This window comes from Streptomyces sp. NPDC102360, from assembly GCF_044766085.1.
Taxonomy (GTDB): Bacteria; Actinomycetota; Actinomycetes; order Streptomycetales; family Streptomycetaceae; genus Streptomyces.
Map to the genome: position 1 here is coordinate 25,427 of NZ_JBIWLG010000016.1, position 25,726 is coordinate 51,152.

The window sequence follows — 25,726 nt, forward strand, 5'->3', positions numbered from 1 at the left end:
TCCAGAAGGGGAGTTGTGTGGGCGGTCAGTTGGAGGTGGGGAAGGTGAAGCCTGCGGCCTCGTGTTGTGCGGGCTGCGGCCAGCGGGTGGTGACGACCTTGGGGCGGGTGTAGAAGCGGACGCCCTCAGGTCCGTGGATGGGGGAGTCGCCGATGAGGGAGTCCTTCCAGCCGCCGAAGGAGTAGTAGGACATCGGGACGGGGACGGGGACGTTCACACCGATCATGCCGACCTTGACGCCGCGCTGGAAACGCCGGGCGGCCTCACCGGAGGAGGTGAAGACGGCGGTGCCGTTGCCGTACGGGTTGGCGTTGATCAGCGCGATGGCCTCGTCGAGGGTCTCCACGCGGACGACGGCCAGGACCGGGCCGAACAGTTCGTCCTGGTAGGCGTCCATGGCGGTGGTGACATGGTCCAGGAGGGACGGGCCGGTGAAGAAGCCGTTCTCGTAGCCGTCGACCTTGAGGCCGCGGCCGTCGACGACGACGGTGGCGCCCTGGCCGGGGGCCGCGGCGACGGCGCTCTCGACACGCTCGCGAGCGGCGGCCGTGATCAGCGGTCCCATGTCGGTGCCGGGAGTGTCACCGGGTCCGACCCGCACCTCTTCGGCCTTGCGCTGGAGGACGGGCAGGAGGCGGTCGGCGGCGTCGCCGACGGCGACCGCGACGGACAGGGCCATGCAGCGCTCGCCGGCCGAGCCGTACGCGCCGGCTGTGATGTGGCTACCGGCGAACTCCAGGTCGGCGTCGGGCAGGACGACGGCGTGGTTCTTCGCACCGCCGAGGGCCTGGACGCGCTTGCCGTTCGCCGTCGCCGTCTCATGCACGTACTTGGCGATGGGGGTGGAGCCGACAAAGGAGACCGAGCTGATCCCGGAGTGGGTGAGGAGGGCGTCGACGGCGGTCTTGTCGCCGTGCACGACGTTGAAGACACCGTCGGGCAGGCCGGCCCTCTGGTACAGGCCGGCGACGAAGTTGGCGGCCGAGGGGTCGCGCTCGCTGGGCTTGAGGATGAACGTGTTGCCGGTCGCGATCGCGATGGGGTGCATCCACAACGGCACCATGGCCGGGAAGTTGAACGGGGTGATGCCCGCGACGACGCCGAGCGGTTCGCGGAAGTCGTGCACGTCGATGCCGCGCGAGACCTGCCCGGAGAAGCCGCCCTTGAGGACGTCGCCGAGGCCGCAGGCGTACTCGACGACCTCACGGCCGCGGGCGATCTCACCGCGGGCGTCGTCGACGGTCTTGCCGTGCTCCGCGGAGATGATCCGGCCCAGCTCCTCCTCGTGCTCGATCAGCAGCTGGCGGAAGGCGAAAAGGACCGTGGTGCGCTGGGAGATCGAGGACTGCGACCAGGAGTCGAAGGCGGCGGTCGCTGCGGTGACGGCGGCGTTGATGTCGGCGTGGCCGGCGAGGGCGACGCGGGCCTGCTCGGCGCCGGTGGCCGGGTTGTAGACGGGGGCGGTACGGGTGTCGGCGGCAGGTGTGGCGGGGGCGCCGTTGATCCAGTGCGGGATGGTGTTCACGATCAGGGTCCTTGTCGGAGATCAGGGGGTCGGGGGAGCCGGGAGATCAGAGGTAGTGGCGCTGGGCGCGCTTGTGGTCGGCGTACGTCGCGTATGCGGTGCGTGTGGAGTCGAGGGCGGAGACCTCGCTGACGGGGACGTCCCACCAGCCGTGGCCGGGCGGGTTGGGCCCGTACAGGTCGGTCTCGACGTGCACGACCGTGGTCCGCTCGGCGGCCTTGGCCTTGTCCATCGCCGCGCGGAAGTCGTCCACGGAGGCTGCGTGCAGGACGTCCGCTCCGAGTGAGGCGGCGTTCGCGGCGAGGTCGACGGGGAGGGTGTCACCGTCGAGCTGACCCGAACGGCCGTCGCGGTAGCGGTATTTGGTGCCGAATCGCTGCGAGCCGAGTGACTCCGAGAGCGCGCCGATGGAGGCGAAGCCGTGGTTCTGGACGAGGACGATGATGACCTTCAGGCCCTCGGAGACCATCGTCACGATCTCCTGAGCCATCATCAGGTACGAGCCGTCGCCGACCAGGACGACGACCTCGCGGTCCGGAGCCGCCATCTTGGCGCCGACGCCGGCCGCGACCTCGTATCCCATGCAGGAGTACGCGTACTCGACGTGGTACGCCTTCGGGTCGCGGGCCCGCCACAGCTGCTGGAGGTCACCAGGCATCGACCCGGCGGCGTTGATGACCACGGCGCGGTCGTCGAGCGTCGCGTTGAGCGCGCCGAGGATCTGCGTCTGGGCGGGCAGGACACCGGTGTTGCGGTCGGGTGCGAAGCACTCCTCCTCGATCTCCCGGGTGCGGGCGATGAGTTGACGGGTGTGCTCGCGGTACTCCGGCTCCACCGACCAGTCGTCCAGCGCCTCGGACAGCGCCTCGATGCCGAGGCGGGCGTCGGCGACGAGCGGCTCGGCGGAGTGCTTCACCGCGTCGAGGCGGGCGACGTTGAGGTTGAGGAACGTGACGTCCGGGTTGCCGAAGACGGTGTGGCTCGCGGTGGTGAAGTCGGAGTAGCGGGTGCCGATACCAAGCACCACGTCGGCTTCGCGCGCCAGCTCGTTCGCCGCGTACGCGCCGGTCGAGCCGAGGCCGCCGGCCGCGCACGGGTGATCCCACGCCACCGCGCCCTTGCCGGCGTGGGTGTCGGCGACCGGGATCCCGGTGGCCTCCGCGAACGCCCGCAGGGCTGTCTCCGCTCCGGAGTACACGGCGCCGCCGCCCGCCACGATCAGCGGCTTCTTCGCGCCCCGCAACAGGGCGGCGGCCCGCTCGACGGCGGCCGGCTCCGGCACCGGCCGGCCAACGTGCCACACCCGGCGCCGGAAGAAGGCCACCGGCCAGTCGTACGCCTCCGCCTGCACATCCTGCGGAAGGGCAAGGGTGACCGCACCCGTCTCGACCGGATCGCTCAGCACCCGCATCGCCGCCAGCGCCGCCGGGATCAGCTGCTCGGGCCGGGTGATCCGGTCGAAGTACTTCGACACGGAACGGAAGGCGTCGTTGACGGTGACATCCCCGGCCCTCGTGTCCTCCAACTGCTGCAGCACCGGGTCGGCGGCGCGGGTGGCGAACATGTCGGAGGGCAGCAGCAGCACCGGAAGCCGGTTCGTCGTCGCGAGCGCCGCACCCGTGATCATGTTCGTGGATCCGGGCCCCGTCGACGCGGCGCACGCGAACGCGGACAACCGGTCGCGCATCTTCGCGTAGGCGACGGCCGCATGCACCATGCCCTGCTCATTGCGGGCCAAGTAGTACGGCAGATCGGCCTCTTGGGTCAGCGCGGCCTGCAACAGGGCCTGCCCGGTGCCCGCCACGTTGCCGTGTCCGAAGATGCCCCAGGCGCCGGGGATCAGGCGCTGCTCCTGGCCATCGCGCTCGCTGTACTGGTTGGCCAGGAAGCGCACCAGGGCCTGAGCAGTCGTGAGTCGTACGGTGTTCATCGCTGCTCTCCGAAGGGAAGCCGGTCGTCGACGTCCTGGGACGCCCATGTGTCGCGGACCCAGCCGTGCGCGGGGTCGTCGCAGATCAGCCAGGCGCGGTCCTGGCCAGGGCCCGCCATGACGTTGAGGTAGTACAGGTCGTAGCCCGGGGCCGCGATCGACGGGCCGTGCCAGCCGTGTGGGATCAGCACGGTGTCGCCCGAGCGCACCTCGGCCAGCACGTCCAGGGGCCGGTCCTCGGTGCCGTACACGCGCTGGTAGGCGAAGCCGTCCGGGCCGCCGGAGACCTCGAAGTAGTAGATCTCCTCCAGCTCCGACTCCACCGGAGTGCCGTCGGCGTCGGTGCGGACTGCGTCGTGCTTGTGCGGCGGGTACGACGACCAGTTGCCGCCCGGCGTCAGCACCTCGCACACCAGCAGCTGATCGGCCTCGAACGTGCCCGGCAGGCAGTAGTTGTTGACCTGCCGCGAACAGGCGCCCGCGCCGCGCAGCTCCACCGGCACGTTCTCCCTGGGGCCGTACCGGGCCGGCAGGGCACGCTCGGTGAGCGCCGAGGGCAGCGCGAACCGGCCCCCGGCCGCACTGCTGATCAGCGCCTGCGCGCCGCGCGGCACGTACGCGAAGTCGGTGGCTGCGGCGAACACACCACTTCGGCCCGCGAGCTCGAAGACGTGATCGCCTACCGTGACGGTGCAGCCGCCCTCAAGCGGAAGCACCAGGAACTCGGCTTCCCCGGTGTTCAGGGTGTGCGTCTCGCCGGGGCCCAGGTTCACGATCCCGAGGCCGGAGTGGCCCCATCCTGCGGACTCGGGCGTGACGTCGAGTTCGTACGCGCCGGTGCCCGAAGTGCCCTTGGGCAGGCGGTACTTGGCGGTGTCGGTGTGGTTCACAGCAGGCTCACCGCCCGGTCCACGGCGCCGGCGACGTCGCCGTCCGCGGGGTAGAGCAGGGACCGGCCGACGGTCAGCCCCTGTGCCGTGGGCTCCTTCAACGCCTTCCCCCATGAGGCGAACGCCGTCTCCGGATCCTTGACCTCCCCGCCCAGCAGCACCGCCGGCAGCGTCGAGGCCGCCAGGACTCGCTCCATGTCCGGCACGACCGGCAGCTTCAGCCAGGTGTAGGCGCTGCGCCGGCCGAGCCCGGCGGCGATGGTGACGGACTTGATGACGGCTTCGGTGGAGAGGTCGTTGCGGATCTTCCCGTCCTGCCAGGAAGACAGGAACGGCTCGACCATCGCGATGAGGTGACGGTCGTTCAGTTCGTCGACGGCGCGGGCCGTGTTCTCCAGGGCGGACGGCGTCGCCGGGTCGTCGAGGGCGATGCGGGTGAGCATCTTGCCGCCGTCGAAGTCCATCGCGTCGATCGTCTCCGCGTCGTACCCGGTGAACCGGTCGTCGATCTCGAAGACCGAACCCGCGAGCCCGCCCCGGTTCATCGACCCGAAGACACTCTTCCCGTCCAGAACGCCCAGCAGGAGCAGGTCCTCCAGGATGTCGGCCGTCGCCAACACCCCGGTGACACCCGGCCGTTCCAGCGCGATGCACATCCGCTCGAGCAGCTCGAAGCGGTCCGCCATCGCGGAAGGATCGCCGCCCACCGCGTTGGCGCCCCGCGCCGGATGGTCCGCGGCAATGATCATCGCCTTGCCATGCTCACCGAACGGGGACGTCGCTTTCACCCGGCGAGCGGCGGCCGCCGCGATCGCGCCCGGGTCCTTGACCCTGGCATCCACAATCCGGCTCACCTTGCCGGACGGCTTGGACGGCTTGAACAGCTCAGACGGCACTGTGCACCTCACGCAGCTTCTCTTCGACCTCGGATTCGGTGGGCATGGCGTCCGAGCAGGCCAGCTGCCCGGCGACCAGCGCGCCGGCGGCATTGGCGAACGACACCGTGCGGCGCACGTCCCAGCCGGACAGCAGTCCGTGGCAAAGGGCGCCGCCGAACGCGTCGCCGGCGCCGAGCCCATTGACCACGTCCACCGGCACGGGCGGGATCTCGGCTACCTCCCCGTAACGGTCCATCGCCAGCACGCCCTTGGGGCCCTGCTTCACCACGGCGAGGTCAACTCCCGCTGCCAGCAAGGCCTTTGCCGCGGCATGCGGCTCGCGCTCACCGGTGGCCACCTCGCACTCGTCGCGGTTGCCGACGGCCACGGTGGTGTGTGCGAGTGCCTCGCGGTAGTACGTCCGGGCCTCGGCCGGGTCAGACCAGAACATCGGCCGCCAGTCCAGGTCGAAGACCGTCGTCCCGGTGGTGGCCCGGTGCGCGAGCGCGGCCAGCGTCGCCGACCGCGACGGCTCCTCGCTCAGCCCGGTGCCGGTCACCCAGAAGATCCGGGCGTCGCGGATGGCGCCCAGATCCAGCTCGTCCGGCCGGATGTCCAGGTCAGGAGCCTTGGGCTGTCGGTAGAAGTACAGCGGGAAGTCGTCCGGAGGGAAGATCTCGCAGAACGTCACCGGGGTCGGCGCGATCTCCGACGTCCCGACGAACCCCGTATCGACGCCGTACCCGTCAAGCGCGGTACGCACGAAATCGCCGAACGGGTCGCGTCCCGTCTTGGTGACGACCGAGGCGCTGTGTCCGTAACGGGCCGCCGCCACCGCCACGTTGGTGGGGCTGCCGCCCAGGTACTTCCCGAACGAGGAGACCTCGGCCAGTCCCACACCGGTCTGGTGCGGATACACGTCCACACCCACCCGTCCCATGGTCAGCACTTCGAACGACATCACGCAGGGTCCCTTCGCTCCGGAGATCCGGGGTATTGCAGGTGTCCGGCTGTCGTGAGCGGGGCACGGACGGCGTTTCACCAGATCTACTGTCGCGCTCTACTAGCGCGCTCTAGTGCGAGTACGATGACCTCTGTCCAAATGTCATGTCAAGAGTTTGTTGCCGCGGGATTTCCGGTATCCCCGACGGCGGGAGGACGGTCCACGGTGACAGCATCACGCAGCCGACGCCCCACCATGGCGGACGTCGCCGCCAAGGCGGGGGTGTCGCGGGCGCTGGTTTCGATCGTCTTCCGCGGGCAGCCAGGGGCCGGCGAGGAGACACGGGAGCGGGTGCTGCGCGTCGCCGACGAGATCGGCTACCGCCCCGACAACGCTGCCCAGCTGCTGGCCCGCGGCCGCAGCCGCACCCTCGGCGTGATGGTCACCGTCCACCAGTCCTTCCAGGCCGACCTGGTCGAGGCCATCTACCCGGAGGCCGACCGGCTCGGCTACGAGGTGCTGCTGTCCGCCAACGCCCCCGGGCGGGACGAGGCGCGAGCGGTGGAGGCCCTCCTTGGGCACCGCTGCGAGGCAGTGATCCTCTTGGGGCCGGACGCCCCGGTCGCGGACCTCGACGCGCTCGGCCACCGCACCGCCACCGTCGCCGTGGGGCGACGCGTGCCCGGTGCCCGCGTCGACAGCGTGCACACCTCTGAGGGCAAGGGTGTGCGCCAGGTCATGGAGCACCTCGTCGAACTGGGGCACCGCAGGATCGTGCACGTCGACGGCGGACGCGGGCCAGGCTCGGCCGAGCGCAGGCGCGCCTACCGGGCGGCGATGCGCCGCCACGGACTCACCTCGGAACTGTGCGTCATCCCCGGTGAACACACCGAGGACTCCGGTATCGAGACCGGCCGCCGACTCCTGGCAGAGCGCAATGCGGGCCGGTCACTGCCGACGGCGATCCTCGCGGGCAACGACCGCTGCGCCATGGGCCTGTTGATGACGTTCGCACGGGCCGGCGTCGATGTCCCGGGCGAGGTCTCCGTCGTGGGCTACGACGACAGCCACCTCTCCCATCTGATGCCGGTCGGCCTGACCACGGTGCGTCAGGACGCCGTCCTCATGGCGGAGCACGCGGTGCGGTTCGCCATGGAGCGGCTGGACAACGGGGAGTTGGATCCGCGCGAGGTGGCCCTCGAACCGAAGCTGGTGGTGCGCGGGACGAGCGGGCCCGTACGTCGGGACTGATGAATTGACTAGCCTCACAGGCCGTCTGAGTTTGTTCCGCTTGACGGACACCATTGGTGTGGTGGTCGGCGCACAGGGGCACAGCCCGACGTCACGAAAGTCTTGCCAGGGCCAGATGAGGTCGTACGCCGACAGTGACGGCAATTGACGGGGATACGGGCGTAGTTGATGCCACTCGCTGCGAGCGGCGCCGCCTCAGCCTCATCGAAGAAGGCGGTCAGGAAGCGGCCGAGAGACAGTATTCGCGGTACGGAAGTGGTACGGAATCGGGACTCTCAGGCCTCCACGCGTTCGTCGTTGGCGCCCACGAAGACGCGTACGTCCCAGGCGGTCAGGAGTAGCGGCGCGCCGGCGGGTACGGCCGTGCCGTCCAGTGCGTCCGTCAGCGCCGTCGGTGCCGTGACGTGCACGGAGTCCCAGCTCCAGTTGTGCACGACATGGACGCGGCGGCCGTCCGGGGAGGTGCCGGTGGCGACGTAGACCGAGGGCGGCAGATCGGTCCAGCCACTGCACGGGACGGGGGCGAGCCAGGTGGCCAGCGCGCGGGCGAGGTCACGGCCCGGGACCGTTCCGACGCAGGTGATCCGGCCCGCGCCGTGGTTGCGGGTGGTGACAGCGGCCCAGCGCCCGAAGTGCGGATGGTCGTACGTGGCGAGGACGTCCGCGTCAATGGCGGTGAGCCCGTTGGCCCAGCGGGTGGCCGTGGCCTGTTCGGTGAGGGTCAGCGGGCCGGCCGGGGTCGCACGCAGCGGAATGTCGGCGGTGAGGTTGCTGAACTCCTCGTAGCTCGCCCCGGCGGCCTCTACCAGCCGTCCCGGGGCGGGTTCCTGCCGGGCCCGGCCCTCGTGGTCGGCGTAGCCGGTGCGCGGTCCGAGTACCAGGTGGCCGCCCGCGTGTGCGTAGGCCGCGAACCAGTCGAGGGTGGTGTCGGCGGCGAGGTACAGCGCCGGGACGACGAGGACGGGGTGACGGCGTGCCGCCTCTTCAGGGCTCGGTCCCGGGCGTTCGCCGTTCGGGTCGTGCAGTTGGCGGGCGTGCACGATCCGTACCTGACGTCCCGCCTCGAAGGCGCCGCGGTAGAAGGGGTCGAAGATCCCGTCGTAGGCGTTCGCGTCCGGCCCGAAGCCGGAGTCGGCCAGCGGCGGGTACTTCTGCATCAGCCACTTGCTGGGCGTCGAGTGGACGAAGGTGAGATCCGCGTCCGGTTCGAGCCCCGCCACCAGGGGGCCCGCGGCCTCGAACTCCGCTCCCAGACAGGCCAGTTCGGCGTATATGCGGCCGAGGCGACCGCTGTGCGGGAGGATGCCGCCGACGTAGGTCTCGGCGCCGAAGTGCAGGCTGTGCCAGTGCCAGTACTCGATCATCCGCGCCCCGCGTGCGACCAGGGCCCACGCCGCCTGGCGCCACTGGCCGTCGTAGGCGGGCAGGTTGATCCAGGACGGGCCGACGGTGCCGGCGTTGGTCTCGGTCACCAGGAACGGCGCCTGGCGCGAGGCGTACATCCAGTCCCCGATCCGGGAGAGGCACCAGGCGCGTTGGTCGTGCGCCAGGACGTCCTGCATGCCGTAGTAGGGGTTGCCCGCGGCGATGTCCAGGGACTCGTTCAGTTCGTGGTCCTCGATTCCCGGGCGGGGATAGGAGACGCAGGTGGTGACGAACTGCTCGGGGCGGGCGAACTCGCGGACGATGCCGGCCTGCCACGCGATGAACTCGGTGGTCAGGCGGGCTTGGAACGCCCGCCAGGCGACGTCGTACTGCGGCTGGGTGTTGCCGTCAGGGCGCCACAGGTCGGCCCAGGTGGTCAGGCGGTGCGACCAGTAGACAAGGCCCCACTCGCGGTTGAAGGTCTCCACGTCGCCGTACGTGTGGCGGAGGTGGTCGGTGAAGCGCTGAAAGACGCCGTGGTTGTGGAAGAGCTCCAGGCCGGGCTCGTTGTCGACCTGGAACCCGATGACCGCCGGGTGCTGTGCGTAGCGGGCGAGGATGCGGCGGATCACCCGCTCGGCGTGGAAGAGGAAGGCGGGGTGGGTGTAGTCGACCTCCTGGCGGGCACCCCACGCGATGCGTTCGCCGGTGCGCCGCTCCCCCGCGATCTCCGGGTACTGGCGTGCGAGCCAGGGCGGCACCGCGTAGGTCGGGGTGCCGAGGATGACGGAGATGCCACGCTCGTGGGCGCCGTCGAGGACAGGTTGGAGCCAGTCGAGGTCGAAAACGCCGTTGTCCGGTTCCCACGTCGACCACACCGATTCACCGACGCGGATGACGGTGAAGCGTGCCTCGGTCATGAGGTCGAGGTCGGTCTTGAGCTGTTCCTCGGCCTGTTCGTCGCCGTATGGGGGTCGGTACTCGTGGTAGTACGCGGCGCCGAAGAGGACGCGGGCGGGCAGGTCCGCCATGAAGGGAGCCTCCTGGAGGCAGAGTTGGGGGAGATGAGGTGGCGGCGGAGAGTCGGTCCGCCGCCACCCCGCCGAGGTCAGCTGCCGTTGGCCGGCTGCGTGTAGGTGGTGCCGTCGATGGTCGTGATGAGGGTGCCGACGGCCTGGAATTGATTCCTCAGCATGGCGGCCGGGCCGAGTGTGAAGCCTTCCGAGCCGGTGCGCTTGGTGCCGGTGTGCCGGCCGGACAGTCTCAGGTCTTCGGTCCAGGTGAGGCAGGCGAGGGCCGAAGCGGTACCCGCAGTGCAGCCGAGTGTGGTGTTGGAGGCGCGCTCCACCTTCTCGGTGCCGTTGATGATGTGCGTGCCGTCGTCGCTGAAGTTGCCGTAGTCGACGGCGAGGCTGAGCGTCTGGGTGCCCGCGCTGTTGTTGGTGATGTGTACGGTCGCCGAGCCGCGGTCCTTGCCGCGCAGGGTGTAGGTGCCGGTCGGTACGGGCTTCGGCTGTGGCGGAGGGGTGCTCGGGTCGTAGGGCAGGCCCCAGGTCTTGTCGGAGACCGGCGCGGGAGCGACGGGCGCGCTGGGCTTGAGGTCCGGGAAGCGGGCGATCATCACCCGGCTGTTGCGGCCGCCGGGTTCCGTGGAGTCGGCACAGCGGTGCGGGGTCGGGTTGGCGCCGCACGCGAGGTTCTCGGTGTAAACCACCGCGGTGCTGTCGGCGAGCCACGCGGGGTCGGCGGCGGCGTTCCAGTTCGGGTCGGATCCGGCGTTGATCTGGAAGCCGCGGCCGGTCTTCGGGTCGACGAGCCAGGGTGAGAAGAAGCGGCGGTTGCCGTTGTTGCGGATCCCTGAGACGTACGGGGTTGTGCCCGCCTGGGCGGTGAGTGGCGGGATGCCCGGCATGCCGGAGATGAAGTCGAGGCGCCCGGAGCCGTTGACTTCCTCGGCGAGGAGCCACTTGCCGTTGGGGGACATCTGCATCGGGTCGGTGTAGTGGGCGTTGCGGGTGATCGGCTTGGAGGCGCCGGTGGCCAGGTCGGTGGCCCAGGCGTCCATGCTGTCGGAGTTCAGGCTCTGGATGCCGAGGGTCGCCCGGCCGTCGGCGCTCCAGCCGCGCGGCTCACCGACCATGCCGGCATGGTTGAAGCGCAGCCGGTTGCCGCCCTCGACGACCATGGGTGCGAAGGCCGTCGACGGGTTGGTCAGTGCCGAGACCTTGGTGAGGTGATAGCGACCCTTCTCGTGGTCGTAGGCGATGCGGCCGACGTACGGGACGATGGACAGGACCCTGAAGTCGACGACGTTGAACAGCAGGTGCTGTCCGTCGGGGCTCAGCCTCCACTCGCGGCCGTTGTTGACGCCGTTCTCGTCCCGCTGGAAGAGCGGCTTGTCGTTCCAGTAGATGGGCTTGATACGGGTGTTGGCCGGGGTGCAGCGCGGGTCGGTGACCGCGTACTCGGCTCCTTCGGGGCCGCATTCCAGGATGCCGTTGCCGACCAGGACGCGTTTGCGGTCGGGCAGTTCGTTGGCGGGCGGGTAGACGAGCTGGCTGGTGTCGATGTCGGAGCCGTAGGACACCCCGCAGGTGAGGCACTTGTACGCCTCGCCGTTCGGGAAGGTCGTGCCGTCGGTGCGGACGACCAGGACCTGATTGCCGCTGTACTTGCTCGCGGGGCCGGAGTCCGGCGCGCCGGCGTAGGTGATGCCGAGGAACACGTACCTCGGGTCGCGGGCGGGCCCCGGGGTGCCGATGCCGCTCCATTCGGCCGAGACGCAGCCGGTGGGGTGGGTGCAGGCGCCGTCCTCGGGGACGGCCGGCGGCACCGGCAACTCCTTGACGTTGACCCGTGGTTGAGACGTGGCCGCCGATGTGTCCGCGGCCGTGGACGCCTGGGTGCCGGACAGCGTGGCGGCCAGCACTAACGCCGCTGCCGCCGCCGCGGCTCTCGCCAGGGCGGAACGTATTCTCCGTACGCGCATGATCACTGCACCTTCCCGATTGGTGGTGGCACGGTCACTTGAGCGCTCCTGCGGAGAGGCCGCTGATGATGTGGCGCTGTGCGATCGCGTAGAAGATGACGATCGGCAGCACGGCGATGAGCGAGGCGGCCAGCAGGATCTGCTGTTGCGGGGAGTCCGCGGAGACGAAGTTGGTGAGTCCGCGCTGCACCGGCATCAGCGAGCTGTCGTTGAACAGGACCAGGCCCATCAGGTACTCGTTCCAGACCTGCATCGCCTGGATGACGGCCACCGCGATCAGGCCCGGCCTCGCGAGCGGCAGGATGATCCGCCAGAAGGTGCCGAGCAGCGAGGCGCCGTCGATGGCGGCGGCCTCCTCCAGTTCCTTGGGCTGGCTGGCGAAGAATCCGCGCATGATCAGGATGGAGATCGGCAGCCCGCCGGCGATGAGCACGAGGATGTAGCCGACGCGGGTGTTGGCGAGGCCGAGTTCGATCATGAGCTTGTACTGGGCGATGAACGAGGCCGGCAGCGGGATGATCATGATGACGAGGATGGCCCCCACGACGGCGCCCCGGCCGGGGAACTCGATGCGGGCGAGGGCGTATCCGGCGAGGCTCGCGATGATCAGGATGCCAAGGACGGCGGCCGTGGTGTAAAGGAGGCTGTTGGGCAGGTACTGGCTGAAGCCGCCCTCGTTCCACGCGGTGGTGAAGTTGCCCCATTCGAAGGGGCGCGGGATCGGGTCGGTCCCCTTGTACAACTGTTTCGCGCTCTGCAGGGAACCGCTCAGCACCCACAGGATCGGCACCAGAGCGGAGAGCGCGCCTGCGATCAGGAGGGCGTACAGAGCCGCATGTGGCCCACGCAGCCGGCTGCCGCGGCGGCGTGCGCCCGGCGACGGCATCGGCCCCGTGGCCTTCTTCGCCTTCTTCGAGTCCTTTGCCGGGTCGAGAAGAGTGTTCACCGTCAACGTCCCTTCTCCGTCCGTGAATTGGTGCTGCCACCGAGCCTGCGGGAGACCCACAGCTGGACGCAGGCCAGGGCGATCAGGCACAGGCCGAAGATGACGGACATCGCGGCGGCGCGGCCGTACTCGCTGTACTGGAAAGCCTGTTGATAGATGTGCAGGGTGGGCACCTCGGTGTGTCCTGCGGGGCCGCCGTTGGTGAGTACCTGGACGGTGCCGAAGATCTGCAGACCGGCGAGCAGGGTCAGTACGCTGACGATGCCGGTGACGTGCGACATGCCGGGCCAGGTGACGTAGCGGAACTGGGCCGGGCCACGGGCCCCGTCCAGGGAGGCGGCCTCGTACAGCTCCTGGGGCACGTCCTGCCGGCCCGCGAGGAAGAGGATGAAGCCGAAGCCCCAGTGGTACCAGACGAACACGGCGGCGACCGCGATCACGGCCGTCGTGGGGTCCCCCAGCCAGTTGTGCTGAAGACCGTCCAGGCCGACGGCCTTGAGCGCCTGGTTGACGATCCCGATGTTCGGGTCGAGGAACCACGAGAACATCACGCCGACGACCACGGTGGAGAACACGCCGGGCAGGTAGTACACCGTGCGGAAGAACCCGGACCCACGGCGGGCGCGGTGCACGGCGAGCGCCATCCCCATCGATACCGCGTTGGCGACGACCAGGCCGACCGCGCCGTAGAGGACGGCGTTCTTCATCGAGCCCCAGAACTGGGTGTCGTGCAGCACGTAGCTGTAGTTCTCAAGACCGATGTACGGAGAGTCCAGGCTCACCCCGTCCCACGATTGGAAACTCAGCAGGATGCCCTGCACGAACGGGACCACCGTGAACACGGCGATCACGGCCAGCGCCGGCGCCAGAAACAGCCAGGCCGCCAGCGCACGACTGCGGCTCCTCGTACCCCTCATTACGCGCTCTTCTGCGCCGCGTCGAGGTCACCGAGGACCTGATCGACAGAGCGTTCCTTGAGTACGAGGGCCTGAGTGCCCTTCTGCAGCGCGGTGTTGACCTGCTCCAGAATCTGGTTCTCGACGAGCTGGAAGTCGGATATCTTCGCGGCGATCCCCGCCAGCTGCTCGGGGATGTTCTTGTCGGACACGGCGCGCGCGGAGGGGATCAGCGGGACCCCTTCGGCCCAGACCTGCTGCTGCTTGGCGGCGGTCAGCCACTTGAGGAACTTCAGCGCCTCGGCGGCGTTCTTGCCGCGCGGGTTGACCGCGGCACCCTTGGCGGCGCCGCCGACCAGGCGCGGGGTCTGGGTGCCGTCGTCGGCCTTGGGCAGCGGGAAGGAGCGGAAGTCGGTGAAGTCCGGGGCGGTCGCGCGGGCCACGCCGACGGCCGAGGTGCCGTCGAAGATGGCCGCGACGCCCTGGGTGTTGAAGAAGGCCTTCTCCACATTCGGGTTGTCGGTGGCGCCGCTCGGCAGCGAGCCGGTGGCGATCACTCCGGCGTCCCGCAGGTCGACCACGAGCTGCAGGGTCTTGCGCCAACTCGCGCTCCTCCAACTCTGCTTGCCGACGAAGGTGGCGTTCAGCTCCTCGTCGCTCATGTAGTTGGACGCGTACGACTGGATCACCTGGTTGGAGAGGCTGGTGGCGAACCAGAAGGGGCCCTTCCCGGACTTCTTGATCTTGCGCATCTGGTCGATGAACTCGCCCATGGACGCGGGTGCCTTGTCCGGGTCGAGGTCGACGGCCTTGTACATCGCGGCGTTGACGAAGACGCCCAGGGCCGGGGTCTCCCAGTGGGCGCTGTAGACGCCCGGCTTCACATGCTGCGGATTGTCCGCGCCGAACGTCGTCGTCTTGAGCGTGGCGGGCCGGAAGCTGTCGCCCCAGCTGCCCTTCATCCGGCCGCTCAGCTCCATGGCCCAACCGGCCTTGTAGTAGGGCGCCATGGTGTGGCCGTCCACCACCGAGTACATGTCCGGCATGTTGCGGGCCTGCGAACTCGACTGGAGCTTGGTCACGAAGTCGGTCGGACCGACGTCGTCGATCCTGATCTTCACGCCCGTCTGCTTCGTGTACTGCTTGGCGAGCTTCTTCAGCGTCGCGGCCTGGCCGCGGGACTGGTTCATGAAGGAGACCTCGGAACCGCCCGAACCGCCTGAGCTGTCCGACTCGCCGGAACCGCAGGCCGCCAGCGAGGTGGTGGCGAGGCCCACGCCGACCGCACCCAGGAGGAAACCGCGGCGGGAGGATCCCGGGCCGGTGACGGATGAGTCGGTCGAACCCGCCATGTGGAAACGCGTCATCTCGGGACAGCCCCTTTGAGTCGGTAACGAAGATGCCGTGCGAGGAGCCGCCGGTCATGAGGACCGAAAGATGGGCCCTGGCGCTCGAAAATTCTTTCTGTAACTCACGTTGCCGCTGAACCGTAAGAGGGCGACAAAGCCCCGTCAACCCCTTCCGCGTGGTCAGTTTTCCGGCCCAGTTCCCTTGTCCAGCGGGGGACTTGACTTCTCAGCGTTCCGAAAATTGTTTCGGTGCTACGGTCGGCGCAGCGCGGTCCGCCGACCCGCACCCACGTCCCTGGAGAGCCATGGCATCCGATCCCCAGCGCGTCACCCTTGCGAAGGTCGCCGAGTCCGCCGGTGTGTCGACGGCCACCGTCTCCAAGGTCATCAACGGCCGCCCCGACGTGGCCCAGCAGACCCGCGACAAGGTCCTGGACCTGTTGCGGCGCCACAACTACGGCGGCTACCGGGACGACCTGCGCTCGCACCCCACCGTGGAGCTCCTCTTCGGCTTCGAGCAGCTGAGCATCTACCACATCGAGATCATCCAGAGCGTGGTGGACGCCGGAGCCCGCGAGGGTGTCGCCGTGGTGGTGGGCCGGCGCGGCGAGCAGGATCCGACGGCTGATCCCGTCGCCTGGGCCCGCGGTCTGGCGGCCGCGGGCCGGCGCGCGGTCATCGCGGTCACGGCGAACACCCTGTCGGCGCCGATCCACGAAGCCCTGACCCGGTACCGGATGCCGCTGGTACTGCTCGACCCGACGGAACCGCTGCCCGACGCCTCGGTCGTCAGCGTCGGCGCGACGAACTTCGCCGGCGGCCGCGCCGCCGCCACACACCTGCTCTCCCTCGGCCACCGCAGGATCGCCTACCTCGGCGGCGCGGCGCACGCCGGCACCAACCAGGCCCGGCTGCACGGGTTCCGCAGCGCCATGGAGGCAGCGGGCGCGCCGGTGCCGGCGGAACTGGTCCGCCACGCCGGCACGTTCCACGCCGCGGAGGGCGTCGAGCACGGCGGGGTACTGCTGGCTCTCGAACCGCCGCCCACAGCCGTGTTCGCCGCGTCCGACGAACTGGCCGCCGGGCTCATCGAAGCGGCCCGGCTGCGGGGCCTGCGCGTGCCGGACGACCTGAGTGTCGTCGGCTTCGACAACACCCCGCTGGCCGCGGTCACTTCACCGCCGCTGACCACCATCCACGGCCCCGTCCACGAGATGGGGGCCGTGGCCCTGCGTACGGCGCTGCGCCTGGCCGCCGCGGAGGAGATCGACTCCCATCACGTCGAGCTGGCGACACGCCTGGTGGTCCGCGACTCGACGCGCGCGCTGCCCTCCTCCCCCACCTCCGACACCGAAACAACCTGATCCGCTCCACCATCGGCCCCGAAAGGGAGACGACAGCAACGATGTCCGCGCCCGCACCGTACGCCCTCGCGATCGACTTCGGCGGCGATCACGTCCCTGTCTCCGGAAGCAGCCCACGACTGTCGTGGAACCCGCCCGTCGGCACACAGGCGGATGCCGCCTACGAGGTGGAGATCCGCGCAGGCGACAGGCCATCGCTGACCGCTGTCGTCAGCAGTCATCTGTACGTCGCCTGGCCCGCCGCACCCCTGTCCAGCGGTGAATGCGTCCGGTGGCGCGTCCGTGTCCACGGCGAGACAGCAGACACTTCCTGGAGCACGTGGCACGACTTCGAAGCGGGGCTCCTCGACGAGGACTGGACGGCCCGCTGGATCACACCCGCCGACGACCCGGACCTTGCGGGCCTGGCGCCCGGTACTCGTCCCGCCCGCTTCCTGCGGACCACCTTCACGACGACTGAGGTGACCCGCGCCCGCCTGTACGCGACGGCCCTCGGTGTCTACGAGGCGTATCTCAACGGTGAGCGCGCGGGCACCGTCGAACTGGCGCCGGGCTCGACGTCGTACGACCGCACGCTGTACGCGCAGGCCGCCGACGTCACCTCGTCCGTGCGGCAAGGCGCGAACACCATCGAGATCCTGCTGTCCGACGGCTGGTACCGCGGCCAGGTCGGCGCCTTCCGCAAGCCCGCCGAGTGGGGTGAACTACGCGCAGCCCGCCTGGAGTTGCACTTGGAGCTCGCCGACGGAACGCGTCGAGTCATACGCACCGACGGGCACTGGACCTCGACCGTCAGCCCACTCCTGCGGGCAGATCTGATGGACGGCCAGATCACCGACTTCCGCGCGTCAGGCGGCCCCGAGCGCCCGGTACTCGTCGACGCCGTCTCCGCGCCGCCCATCGACTGGTCCCCGGCTCCCCCTGTCCGTCGAATCGAGGACCGTCCGGTCGACTCGCTCACCCGGTTGCCGAGCGGCGCCTGGATCGCCGACTTCGGGCAGAACGCGTCCGGCTGGATATCCCTCACCGACCTCGGTCCGGCCGGCACCCGCACGGTGATCGACTACGGAGAGCACCTCGACCCCGACAGCGGCGACCTGACCACGTCGCACCTGGACTGCCAGCGCACAGGTGACCCGGTGACCGTCTTCGTCCAGCACGACGAGGCCGTCTCCTCGGGTGCACCCGGTGAAGTCTTCGAACCGCGCCACACCGTGCACGGCTTCCGCTACGCCCGCCTGGCCCGCGGCGATGCCCGCCTGGCCGCGTCGAGCCTCACGATGCGGGTCGTCCACACCGACCTGCGCCCCGCCGGGGACTTCGCCTGCTCGCACCCCGACCTCAACCGCCTGCACGAGGTGGCCCGTTGGAGCTTCCGCGGCAACGCCGTCGACGTTCCCACCGACTGCCCCACCCGGGAGCGCATTGGCTGGACCGGCGACTACCAGGTCTTCCTCCCCAGCTCCGTGCGCCTCTACGATGTGTCCGGATTCAGCCGAAAATGGCTGCGCTCGGTCCGTGACGACCAGCTCGACGACGGGCGGATCGCCAACTTCTCCCCGGACGGGCGCCGCATCAAACTGCGCGGCGACAGGCGGCTCGACATGATGACGGGCTCGGCGGGCTGGGGCGATGCCGTCGTCCTCGTACCGTGGGAGCTGTATGTCACGTACGGGGACCGCCAGGTGCTCGCCGAGAACTGGCACGCGATGGTCCGCTGGATCGACTGGGCCCTGGCCACCGCGCGCACGGCACGCCATCCCTCCCGCGTCGCCCGCTCGGCCGCCCCTCTGCCCCACGAGGAGTTCATCTGGGACGGCTCGTTCCACTGGGGCGAATGGTGCGAGCCCAAGGGCTCGCTGCCCGCGCCGCCGCCGGGCGACCCCGACGCCTGGATGCGGACCGACAAGGGCGAGGTCGGCACCGCCTTCCTCTACCGCTCCACCGCCACGCTCGCCCGCGTCGCCCACGTCCTGGGCCGTGAGGTCGAGGCCGCCCGCTACGACGAGCTCGCCGAGCGGATCAAGGCGGCGTGGCGAACGGAGTTCCTCGACGCCCGCGGCCGCACCACCGTCGACACCCAGTCGAGCTACGTGCGGGCCCTCGCCTACGGCCTGGCACCCGAAGCACTGCGGGACGCCGCCGTCACCCGCCTGACCGAGCTCATCGCCGCTGCGGACACCCACCTGGGAACGGGCTTCCTGTCGTCCGCCCATCTGCTGCCCGCCCTGGCCGACAACGGCCACGCCGACCTCGCTTACCGGCTGCTGCTCCAGCGCACCTCGCCCTCCTGGCTCGGCATGCTCGACCGCGGCGCCACCACCATCTGGGAGGAGTGGGACGGCGTCGACGAGCACGGCACCGCCCACGAGTCCCTCAACCATTACAGCAAGGGCGCCGTCATCGGCTTCCTCCACACGCACACCCTGGGGCTGCGGCAGGCCGAGGACTCGATCGCCTGGGAGCGGTTCATCGTCGCCCCCGTGCCGAACGCATCGGTGACGTGGGCGCGCGGCACATACGAGAGCCCACGCGGCACCATCGCGGTCGACTGGCACACCGAGAACGACGCCCTGCACCTCACGGTCGACGTCCCTCCCACCTGCACCGCCACCGTGGTCCTGCCCGACGGGAAGGAGCTCACTACAGGGCCGGGACGCTTCAGGTACCCGAACTAGAGACCTGAGCAAAGAATGTCGACTTCACGCGGCGAGGGCCTCTCCGGCCACCCCGTTGAGTTCGATCGGCGACCCGACTGGGGGCAGCCCCGCCGCGTCCACACCCCAAAGCCCGACAGCGGGCCCCGCCGCATGTGGCTCGGGGAGTTCGCAAGCCTGGCCGGATACCCGGACACTGAGTCCGTTCCAGGCCGATACGTCGCGCTGAGCGCGCCCGCTCTCTGCGTTGCGGGCCGCTGGACGAAGTCGCCGACGGCATATGGAGCGTGCACCAGGGTCGGGAGGTGAGGCGCGACGGCCCGGGATCCGTTCTACCTGGCGTTGTCGGCTGGCGTCAGCATGGCTTGGACCGCACGGCCGACGTTCTCGCGCAGCTGGTCGAGGTCGCAGTCCGGACCCAGGAGCATGCGGCGCAGCTGCGGCATGGCGATGGTCCAACCGGCCAGGGCGAGGGTGAAGAACACCTGGGTGCCCGCTTCGGCGTCCGGCGCGCCGCCGAGCTGGGCGGCGTGGATCTTGTCGCCGTAGTGCCGCGTGCGTTCCTCCTCGCCGGGGACGGGGCCTTCACCCATTTCCAGGGCCTCCCACATCACCAGGCGCAGGGCTTCCGGGTGCTTGCGGTGGTAGTCGAAGAGGTGCTCGGCGTACGCGGGCAGGTCCTCGCTGGGCGGCACGTCGCGGGCGAGGTCGGCCAGGGCGCGTTCGAGAACGGCGGTGAACAGTGCGTTCTTGTCGCCGTAGTAGTCGTAGATGGCGCGCTTGTTGGCGCCGGCGTTCTTGGCGATGCGGTCCACCCGGGCTCCCGAGACGCCATGCGCGGCGAACTCCGCGGTCGCCGCGGTGAGCAGGCGTTCCTTGGTCGCGGCCGAGTCGTATCCCATGCGGTGATTCTAAACGAACTGGTTCGTTTGACAGAGGCGAGGTGCAGCGTGATCCTTAATTCGAACCATCCAGTTCGTTCGATTGGAGTCGCGGCGTGTCCCGCACTGACTCGTCCGTCCCCGAGGCCCCGGCCGGCCTTGGCCGCAGGCTGCCGCTGATCATGGCCCTTGCCTGCGGTGTCGCGGTGGCCAACGTGTACTTTCCACAGGCCATCACACCGCTGATCGCCCACAACTTCGGCATCGGACAGGACGCGGCGGCGACGCTGGCCACCCTCACCCAGCTCGGTTACGCCGCCGGCATCTTCCTCCTGGTACCGCTCGGTGACCGGCTGCCCCGCCGCCCGCTGATCACGGTGCTGCTCACGGTGACCGCGCTCGCCCTGCTCTCCGCCGGTCTCGCCCCGTCCACCGGCATGCTGCTCACCGCAGGCACAGTGATCGGCACAGCCACCGTGGTCCCGCAGATCCTGCTGCCGATGGCCGCGGGCATGGTCGGTCCCGAGCAGCGCGGCGCCGTCACCGGCACCCTGCAGGCAGGGCTGATCGGCGGCATCCTGCTGGCCCGCACCTTCGGCGGCGTACTCGGCGAGCACCTGGGCTGGCGCGCCCCCTACCTGGTCGCCGCCGTCCTCACCGCACTCCTTGCCGTCGCCCTCGGCGTCGCTCTGCCCCGCACCACCCCATCCGTGCGCGACCGGTACACGACCCTCCTCGCCGACACCGTGCGGATGCTGCACGATGAGCCGCTGCTGCGGCGCTCGATCTACTTCCAGGTCAGCATCTTCGGCGGCTTCAGCGCTGCCTGGACCGCGGTCGCCCTGCTGATCACAGGACCGGACTACGGCATGGGCACCCAGGCCGTGGGCCTGCTCGCGCTGATCGGCGCGGCCAGCATGTTCCTCGCCCCCGCGGCCGGACGCCGGGTCGACCGGTACGGCCCGGACCACATCAACCTGTGGTGCATCCTGCTCGCCCTCGCCTCCGGCGCCCTGCTGCTGACCGGCTTGGTGGGCGGGGCTGTCGGCATCGTCGGCCTGGCCGCCGGGCTGCTCCTGATCGACGTGGCCGTGCAGTGCGGCCAGGTCGCCAACCAGGCCCGCATCTTCGCGCTGCGCCCCGAGGCCCGCGCCCGCCTCAACACCGGCTACATGACGTTCGGCTTCCTCGGAGCCGGCGCCGGCTCCTGGCTCGGCACCCGCGCCTACACCCAGCTCGGCTGGGGCGCCGTCTGCGCGCTCATCGCCCTGGGCGCACTCCTCGCGCTCACCGCGTACCTGACGGGCCGCCGCAACCGCCCGGCCGAGGCCGACGGCATCGAGCCGGTGAACGAGCAGGCCGCCGCGGCACGGTAGCCGTCCGCCCTCGCTCCCTTCCTCCGTCCCTCCTTCCACCACCCGATCTCCACGTCCGAACGAAGAAGAAGACCTCATGACCTTCCCCGCCATGCCTCTGGCCGTGCTGCAGTTCTTCCGGGCCTCCCAACAGGCCGACGCCGACGCCTGGGTGGACGCCTTCGCCGAGGACGGCGCCTTTCACGACCCGGTCGGCACCGAGCCCCTCGTAGGACGCGCCGCGATCCGAGACTTCCTCGCCACGACGCTGGCCACGTTCGAGCCGTTCCTCGGTCTGACACCCACTCAGGCCCACACTGTGGGCCGCCGTGTCGCCGTCGCCCGGGACGGCCGACCGGCCAACTGGTCCGGCATCAACATCTACGAACTGAACGACGACGGCCGCATCCAGGACGCCAAGGCGTACTTCGACCCCGCCGTCTTCCAGGCACAACTCGCTCCAGAACTGAGCCGCCCCGCCTGATCTGCCCCCACCGAGTCGGCGGCCCCGCACGATTGGAACAACCCCATGCCCCTCGTACGCATCGACATGAACCGCGGACGCAGCCGCGAAGAGATCAAGGCAGTCACCGACGCCGTCCACCAGTCCCTGGTCGAGGTCTTCAAGATTCCCGAGCGCGACCGCTTCCAGCTCGTCACCCAGCACGACGCCGACGAGATCATCGCCCAGGATGCCGGACTCGGCTTCGAGCGCACCCCCGGTGCCGTCATGATCCAGATCTTCACCCAGCACGGCCGCAGCACCGAGGACAAGCAGCACCTACCGAGCGCAGCACGTCGCCCTTGTGCATCCGGGCGAAGGCGTCCTCGACCCCGTCCAACGCGATCGTCTCTCTGACGAACGCGTCCAAGTCGAGGCGGCCCCGGAGGTACAGGTCGATGAGCGTCGGGAAGTCCTGGCTCGGCAGGCAGTCGCCGCAGCGGCAGTTCCAGCTTCATGTCCGGGGTCGGCACTCCGACGAGGACGACCGTTCCGACGAGGTCCCGGGCGTAAAAGGCCTGCTGGTACGTCTCCGGGAGCCCGACCGCATCGATGACCATGTCCGCGCCGACGCCCCTGGTCAGCTCACGCACCGCCGCCACCGGGTCCGTCTCCCGCGAGTTGACGGTGTGCGTGGCGCCCAACTTCCTTGGCGGTGTCGAGCTTGCGGCGTCGATGCCCACGACGATGATGCCGGCGGCACCGGCCAGCCGGGAGCCGATGACGGCTACGGAGTCACCGCAGCCAACCGACCCCGTGTTGATCGCCGCGCCGATGCCCGCCATCACACCACAGCCCATCAGGCCCGCCGCGGCCGCAGACACCGCCGGGTCCACCTTCGTGTACTGCCCGGCCGCGACCAGGTTCTTCCCCGCGAAGGCACCGATGCCCGGAGCCGGGGGCAGCTCCGTGCCATCGGTCAGGGTCATCCTCTGCCGGGCGTTGTGGGTGTCGAAGCAGTACCAGGGGCGACCTCGCAGGCATGCCCGGCACTGGCCGCACACCGCCCGCCGGTTGAGGATCACGAAGTCGCCGCGCTCGACGTTGGTCACGCCTTCACCGTTCGATTCCACGAGGGACGAGGACGACGACGGGGGCGAGCCGGACTAGTCGTGGCCGACCAGGGCGGTGATGAGCTTGTGGGCTCTGCCCTTGGTCAGCCGTTTCGCGGCCGTCGCGCACGTTGGCGGGGAGCGCGCGGGGCGCTGCCGCTGCCCTTGATCACCTTGGTGAACTCGGCGTCGAACCGCTCCTTGCCGACCCTCTCCGCGAGCGTGGTCAAGTGCTTCACCTGTGCCTCGGTGGCCGAGTCCGTCTTCGCCTGCTTCCGCCGCTCGTGCGCGGGAGCGTAGATCTGCTTGTAGTGCTCCTTGCGGGCTGCTTCCGACTCAGCGCTGCGGGAGGTGATGTGCACGGATCGGGCTGTCAGAGGGCACGTTCAGCTTGGGCCGTCCCGTGGTCGCGAGATGGTCCGGGTCCTGCGTCGTAGTCGGCTTGTGCTGCTCGGATGGTCGAGGCGTGTTCGACGGTCCAGTCGTAGAGCCTTCCGAATGGTTCGAGCAGTGATTCGCCGAGGGGGGTGAGGGCGTATTCGACGCCGATCGGGGATGTAGGGATGACGCGGCGGGTGATCATGCCGTTGCGCTCCAGACGTCGGAGCGTCTGGGTGAGGACGCGCTGGGTCACCCCGGCAAGTCGGCGCTTGATTTCGTTGAACCGGGTCGGCTGCTGGAGCACTGCGAGGGCCATCATGGACCATTTGTCGGCGATCTGATCGAGGATCGGCCGGCTGGGGCAATCCACGGCGAACAGCACACTCTGATCACCGTGCGCCGTGTAGGGGGTGGTATCAGTCATGTGCTCTAGGTCCTCCAAAGTGCGTTCTAGGCGACGTCTGCGCGCTAACTCAGTATGGGTATGCATCGCAAACCTACATGCTTAACGCATACTCACGAAGGGCCCTCATGCCACAGTCCTACTCGACCCTGCATGTGACCGTCGCGGATGGTGTCGCCGAGATCGTGCTCGACAATCCTCCGGTGAACGTCATCAGCGCAATGCTGATGAAGGACCTCACCAGCGTTCTGGGAGAGCTTCGCGACGACTCGTCGGTGAAGGTGATCGTGTTCTCCTCGGCGAACCCGGAGTTCTTCCTTGCCCACGTCGACATGCACATCCTCGACGACGAAGATCTTTTCAACGAGCTCGTTGCCGCCACCCCGCGAGGGGTGAACGTGTTCCAGGCTGTCGGGGAACTGCTCCGCAATCAACCGCAGCCGATCATCGTCAAGCTCGCCGGCAAGGCGCGAGGCGGCGGGGCGGAGTTCGTCGCGGCCGCCGACATGGTGTTCGCCGCGACCGAGACTGCCGGGCTCGGGCAGATTGAGAGCCTCATGGGTATCGTGCCCGCTGGGGGCGGGACGCAGTATCTCCTTGAGCGTGTCGGCCGTAATCGAGCTTTGGAGATCGTGCTGACCGGAGATCTCTACGACGCGACCACGGCTGCCGCATACGGGTGGGTCAACCGTGCGGTGCCCGCAGCGGAACTCGACAAGTTCGTTGCTCGCGTCGCGCGCAACATCGCCGGCCTCGCAGACAACGTCGCCCTGCGCGCGAAGGAGATTTTGGCGCCCGCTCGTCCGCTCGAGGGCTACGAGCGTGAGCAGACCGCCTGGGCCGGCTTGATCGCGGACCCGATCGCCCTCGCGCTCATGGGCAGGGCGCTGGAGCACGGCGCGCAGACCCCGGAGGGCGAGGCCGACCTGGAGCAGCTCATGCGATCCGTGACCCGCTGACGCCGCCCGTAACGGCCCAGTTCGAGCCCGACTTCCTGCCCTTCGCCAGCACTCTGGCGTTGGGCGGTAACGGTTCCTGATCGGCGTGGAAGACCGCCGCGAAGTACCACACCCCGCGCTTCGCCCTCGCCCCCGCGCTCCGCGAGGAACTCGAGATCCTCGTTCCCGCCGACCGCGCCCCGGGCCGCGCCTGGAAGCAGGGCCCGGCGCTCGCGAACGTTGCGCCTGCCGATAATCTCATCCGCGCAGCTCATGAGCGCCTTCGACGGTGCGGCAGGGTAAGCACTCGTGCTGCTTCGCCTCGCCTACCTGACCATCACCAACACGTTCGCCGCGTTGCGACTGCTGCCTCTGAGCGATCGCGACAAAGACGCGGAAATCCTTGCCCTGCGCCACCAGATCACCGTCCTGGTACGACAACTCGGTACGGACCGGATCAAGTTCACTCCCGCCGACCGGGCGTTCCTCGCCGCGCTACTGGCGCCCCTGCCCCGCCAGACCATGCGCCGACTCCGGTTACTGATCCGGCCCGACACCATGCTGCGCCGGCACCGCGATCTGATGAAGCGGCGCCATGCCCGCACATGCCGGCCGAAGAGACCGGGCCGCCACCACCTGGGCTGCTTTCCTGCGTTCCCAAGCCAACACCCTCCTGGCCTGCGACTTCATCGAAACCGCCACTCTGACCGGACAGCGCCAGTACATCCTCATCGTCATCGAACATGCCACCCGCCGCGTCCGGATCCTCGCCACCACCGCACACCCCACCGCGACTTGGGTCGCGCAAGCCGCCCGCAATCTGGCCATGGATTTGACGGACGTCAAAGCCACCGTCGCGTACTTGATCCGGGACCGGGATGCGAAGCACCCCGCCCTCTTCGAGGAAAACCTGGCCGACGCTGGCATCCAAGTCGTCCTCACCCCTCGTCCGCACCCCGCGCATGAACGCCATCATGGAGCGTTGGGTCCAGACCTGCCGCCGCGCACTGCTGGACCGCACGCCCATCTGGAACGAGCGTCATCTGCGCCACGCACTGAGCCAGTTCGAGCTTCACTACAACCTCCACCGCCACCACCAAGCGATCGATCAGGCAGCGCCTCTGCGCGCCGCCCCCGAACCGCTCCCCCACGCACAGATCACCAAGTTGAAGGTACGCCGGAGAGACCGCCTCGGCGGAGTCCTGCACGCATACCAACATGCCGCCTGAAC

Annotated in this window: 20 protein-coding genes and 2 pseudogenes; 8 read left to right on the top strand and 14 right to left on the bottom strand. The window is 69.4% G+C overall.

Annotated elements, in window-relative coordinates; genetic code table 11:
• Positions 1 to 25 precede the first annotated feature (25 nt).
• The 5 genes from ACIRHA_RS38605 to iolC are packed head-to-tail and all read right to left on the bottom strand — an operon-like array spanning position 26 to position 6,184.
• Positions 26 to 1,525 carry a CoA-acylating methylmalonate-semialdehyde dehydrogenase gene (locus ACIRHA_RS38605; RefSeq protein ID WP_403855714.1) on the bottom strand — a complete coding sequence of 500 codons (1,500 nt, stop codon included), beginning with the start codon at positions 1,523 to 1,525 and terminating at the stop codon, positions 26 to 28.
• Between the two features lie 46 nt (positions 1,526 to 1,571).
• Entirely contained in the window at positions 1,572 to 3,455 is a 1,884-nt protein-coding gene (gene iolD, locus ACIRHA_RS38610) for a 3D-(3,5/4)-trihydroxycyclohexane-1,2-dione acylhydrolase (decyclizing) (protein WP_403855716.1), read from the bottom strand.
• Positions 3,452 to 4,345 (bottom strand): 5-deoxy-glucuronate isomerase, encoded by an 894-nt coding sequence (gene iolB, locus ACIRHA_RS38615; RefSeq protein WP_403855718.1) that lies wholly within the window; start codon positions 4,343 to 4,345, stop codon positions 3,452 to 3,454. Before iolB ends, iolD begins: the two co-directional genes overlap by 4 nt.
• Complete coding sequence (locus ACIRHA_RS38620; protein ID WP_403855720.1) at positions 4,342 to 5,241, bottom strand: aldolase; 900 nt, start codon at positions 5,239 to 5,241, stop codon at positions 4,342 to 4,344. Before ACIRHA_RS38620 ends, iolB begins: the two co-directional genes overlap by 4 nt.
• On the bottom strand, positions 5,231 to 6,184 hold the full coding sequence (gene iolC / locus ACIRHA_RS38625; RefSeq protein ID WP_403855721.1) for a 5-dehydro-2-deoxygluconokinase: 954 nt from the start codon (positions 6,182 to 6,184) through the stop codon (positions 5,231 to 5,233). Before iolC ends, ACIRHA_RS38620 begins: the two co-directional genes overlap by 11 nt.
• Positions 6,185 to 6,421: 237 nt before the next feature.
• On the opposite strand from iolC, the gene ACIRHA_RS38630 reads away from it, so the two are divergent.
• Positions 6,422 to 7,417, top strand: coding sequence for a LacI family DNA-binding transcriptional regulator (locus ACIRHA_RS38630; RefSeq protein ID WP_403855925.1), 996 nt, complete (start codon positions 6,422 to 6,424; stop codon positions 7,415 to 7,417).
• A 275-nt stretch (positions 7,418 to 7,692) separates the two neighbouring features.
• Here ACIRHA_RS38630 and ACIRHA_RS38635 read toward each other — a convergent pair whose 3' ends face one another.
• From ACIRHA_RS38635 to ACIRHA_RS38655, 5 genes are all read right to left on the bottom strand, one after another.
• Positions 7,693 to 9,813, bottom strand: coding sequence for a beta-galactosidase (locus ACIRHA_RS38635; protein ID WP_403855723.1), 2,121 nt, complete (start codon positions 9,811 to 9,813; stop codon positions 7,693 to 7,695).
• Between the two features lie 77 nt (positions 9,814 to 9,890).
• Positions 9,891 to 11,771, bottom strand: coding sequence for a hypothetical protein (locus ACIRHA_RS38640; protein WP_403855725.1), 1,881 nt, complete (start codon positions 11,769 to 11,771; stop codon positions 9,891 to 9,893).
• Between the two features lie 34 nt (positions 11,772 to 11,805).
• Positions 11,806 to 12,717: a carbohydrate ABC transporter permease gene (locus ACIRHA_RS38645; protein WP_403855727.1), complete on the bottom strand. Its 912-nt coding sequence runs from the start codon at positions 12,715 to 12,717 to the stop codon at positions 11,806 to 11,808.
• Between the two features lie 2 nt (positions 12,718 to 12,719).
• The gene (locus ACIRHA_RS38650; protein ID WP_403855729.1) at positions 12,720 to 13,634 is read right to left on the bottom strand and encodes a carbohydrate ABC transporter permease; all 915 of its coding nucleotides are present in this window, start codon (positions 13,632 to 13,634) and stop codon (positions 12,720 to 12,722) included.
• On the bottom strand, positions 13,634 to 14,980 hold the full coding sequence (locus tag ACIRHA_RS38655; protein ID WP_403855731.1) for an extracellular solute-binding protein: 1,347 nt from the start codon (positions 14,978 to 14,980) through the stop codon (positions 13,634 to 13,636). Before ACIRHA_RS38655 ends, ACIRHA_RS38650 begins: the two co-directional genes overlap by 1 nt.
• A gap of 287 nt (positions 14,981 to 15,267) precedes the next feature.
• On the opposite strand from ACIRHA_RS38655, the gene ACIRHA_RS38660 reads away from it, so the two are divergent.
• Together ACIRHA_RS38660 and ACIRHA_RS38665 are read left to right on the top strand one after the other, a co-directional pair.
• Positions 15,268 to 16,326: a LacI family DNA-binding transcriptional regulator gene (locus tag ACIRHA_RS38660; protein WP_403855733.1), complete on the top strand. Its 1,059-nt coding sequence runs from the start codon at positions 15,268 to 15,270 to the stop codon at positions 16,324 to 16,326.
• A gap of 41 nt (positions 16,327 to 16,367) precedes the next feature.
• Positions 16,368 to 19,004, top strand: coding sequence for a family 78 glycoside hydrolase catalytic domain (locus tag ACIRHA_RS38665; protein WP_403855735.1), 2,637 nt, complete (start codon positions 16,368 to 16,370; stop codon positions 19,002 to 19,004).
• A gap of 311 nt (positions 19,005 to 19,315) precedes the next feature.
• Here ACIRHA_RS38665 and ACIRHA_RS38670 read toward each other — a convergent pair whose 3' ends face one another.
• Positions 19,316 to 19,885, bottom strand: coding sequence for a TetR/AcrR family transcriptional regulator (locus ACIRHA_RS38670; RefSeq protein ID WP_403855737.1), 570 nt, complete (start codon positions 19,883 to 19,885; stop codon positions 19,316 to 19,318).
• Positions 19,886 to 19,980: 95 nt separating this feature from the next.
• Here ACIRHA_RS38670 and ACIRHA_RS38675 point away from each other — a divergent pair, with 95 nt between their 5' ends.
• From ACIRHA_RS38675 to ACIRHA_RS38685, 3 genes are all read left to right on the top strand, one after another.
• On the top strand, positions 19,981 to 21,240 hold the full coding sequence (locus ACIRHA_RS38675) for an MFS transporter (protein WP_403855739.1): 1,260 nt from the start codon (positions 19,981 to 19,983) through the stop codon (positions 21,238 to 21,240).
• Positions 21,241 to 21,316: 76 nt separating this feature from the next.
• A complete protein-coding gene (locus ACIRHA_RS38680) occupies positions 21,317 to 21,703 on the top strand; it encodes a nuclear transport factor 2 family protein (protein WP_403855741.1) in 387 nt (128 codons plus the stop codon).
• Between the two features lie 45 nt (positions 21,704 to 21,748).
• On the top strand, positions 21,749 to 22,078 hold the full coding sequence (locus ACIRHA_RS38685) for a tautomerase family protein (protein ID WP_403855743.1): 330 nt from the start codon (positions 21,749 to 21,751) through the stop codon (positions 22,076 to 22,078).
• Here ACIRHA_RS38685 and ACIRHA_RS38690 read toward each other — a convergent pair.
• The 3 genes and pseudogenes from ACIRHA_RS38690 to ACIRHA_RS38700 form a co-directional block, all read right to left on the bottom strand.
• A pseudogene (locus tag ACIRHA_RS38690) lies at positions 21,963 to 22,806 on the bottom strand (zinc-binding dehydrogenase); the annotation flags it as partial. The gene ACIRHA_RS38685 and the pseudogene ACIRHA_RS38690 sit on opposite strands and share 116 nt — an antisense overlap.
• 71 nt (positions 22,807 to 22,877) lie before the next feature.
• Complete coding sequence (locus tag ACIRHA_RS38695) at positions 22,878 to 23,135, bottom strand: hypothetical protein (protein ID WP_403855745.1); 258 nt, start codon at positions 23,133 to 23,135, stop codon at positions 22,878 to 22,880.
• A gap of 11 nt (positions 23,136 to 23,146) precedes the next feature.
• The gene (locus ACIRHA_RS38700; protein ID WP_403855747.1) at positions 23,147 to 23,578 is read right to left on the bottom strand and encodes a winged helix-turn-helix transcriptional regulator; all 432 of its coding nucleotides are present in this window, start codon (positions 23,576 to 23,578) and stop codon (positions 23,147 to 23,149) included.
• A 107-nt stretch (positions 23,579 to 23,685) separates the two neighbouring features.
• Here ACIRHA_RS38700 and ACIRHA_RS38705 point away from each other — a divergent pair, with 107 nt between their 5' ends.
• Both ACIRHA_RS38705 and ACIRHA_RS38710 read left to right on the top strand, forming a co-directional pair.
• Positions 23,686 to 24,516: an enoyl-CoA hydratase/isomerase family protein gene (locus ACIRHA_RS38705; protein WP_403855749.1), complete on the top strand. Its 831-nt coding sequence runs from the start codon at positions 23,686 to 23,688 to the stop codon at positions 24,514 to 24,516.
• A gap of 288 nt (positions 24,517 to 24,804) precedes the next feature.
• Positions 24,805 to 25,724 (top strand): annotated as a pseudogene (locus ACIRHA_RS38710) (integrase core domain-containing protein).
• Positions 25,725 to 25,726: the final 2 nt, after the last annotated feature.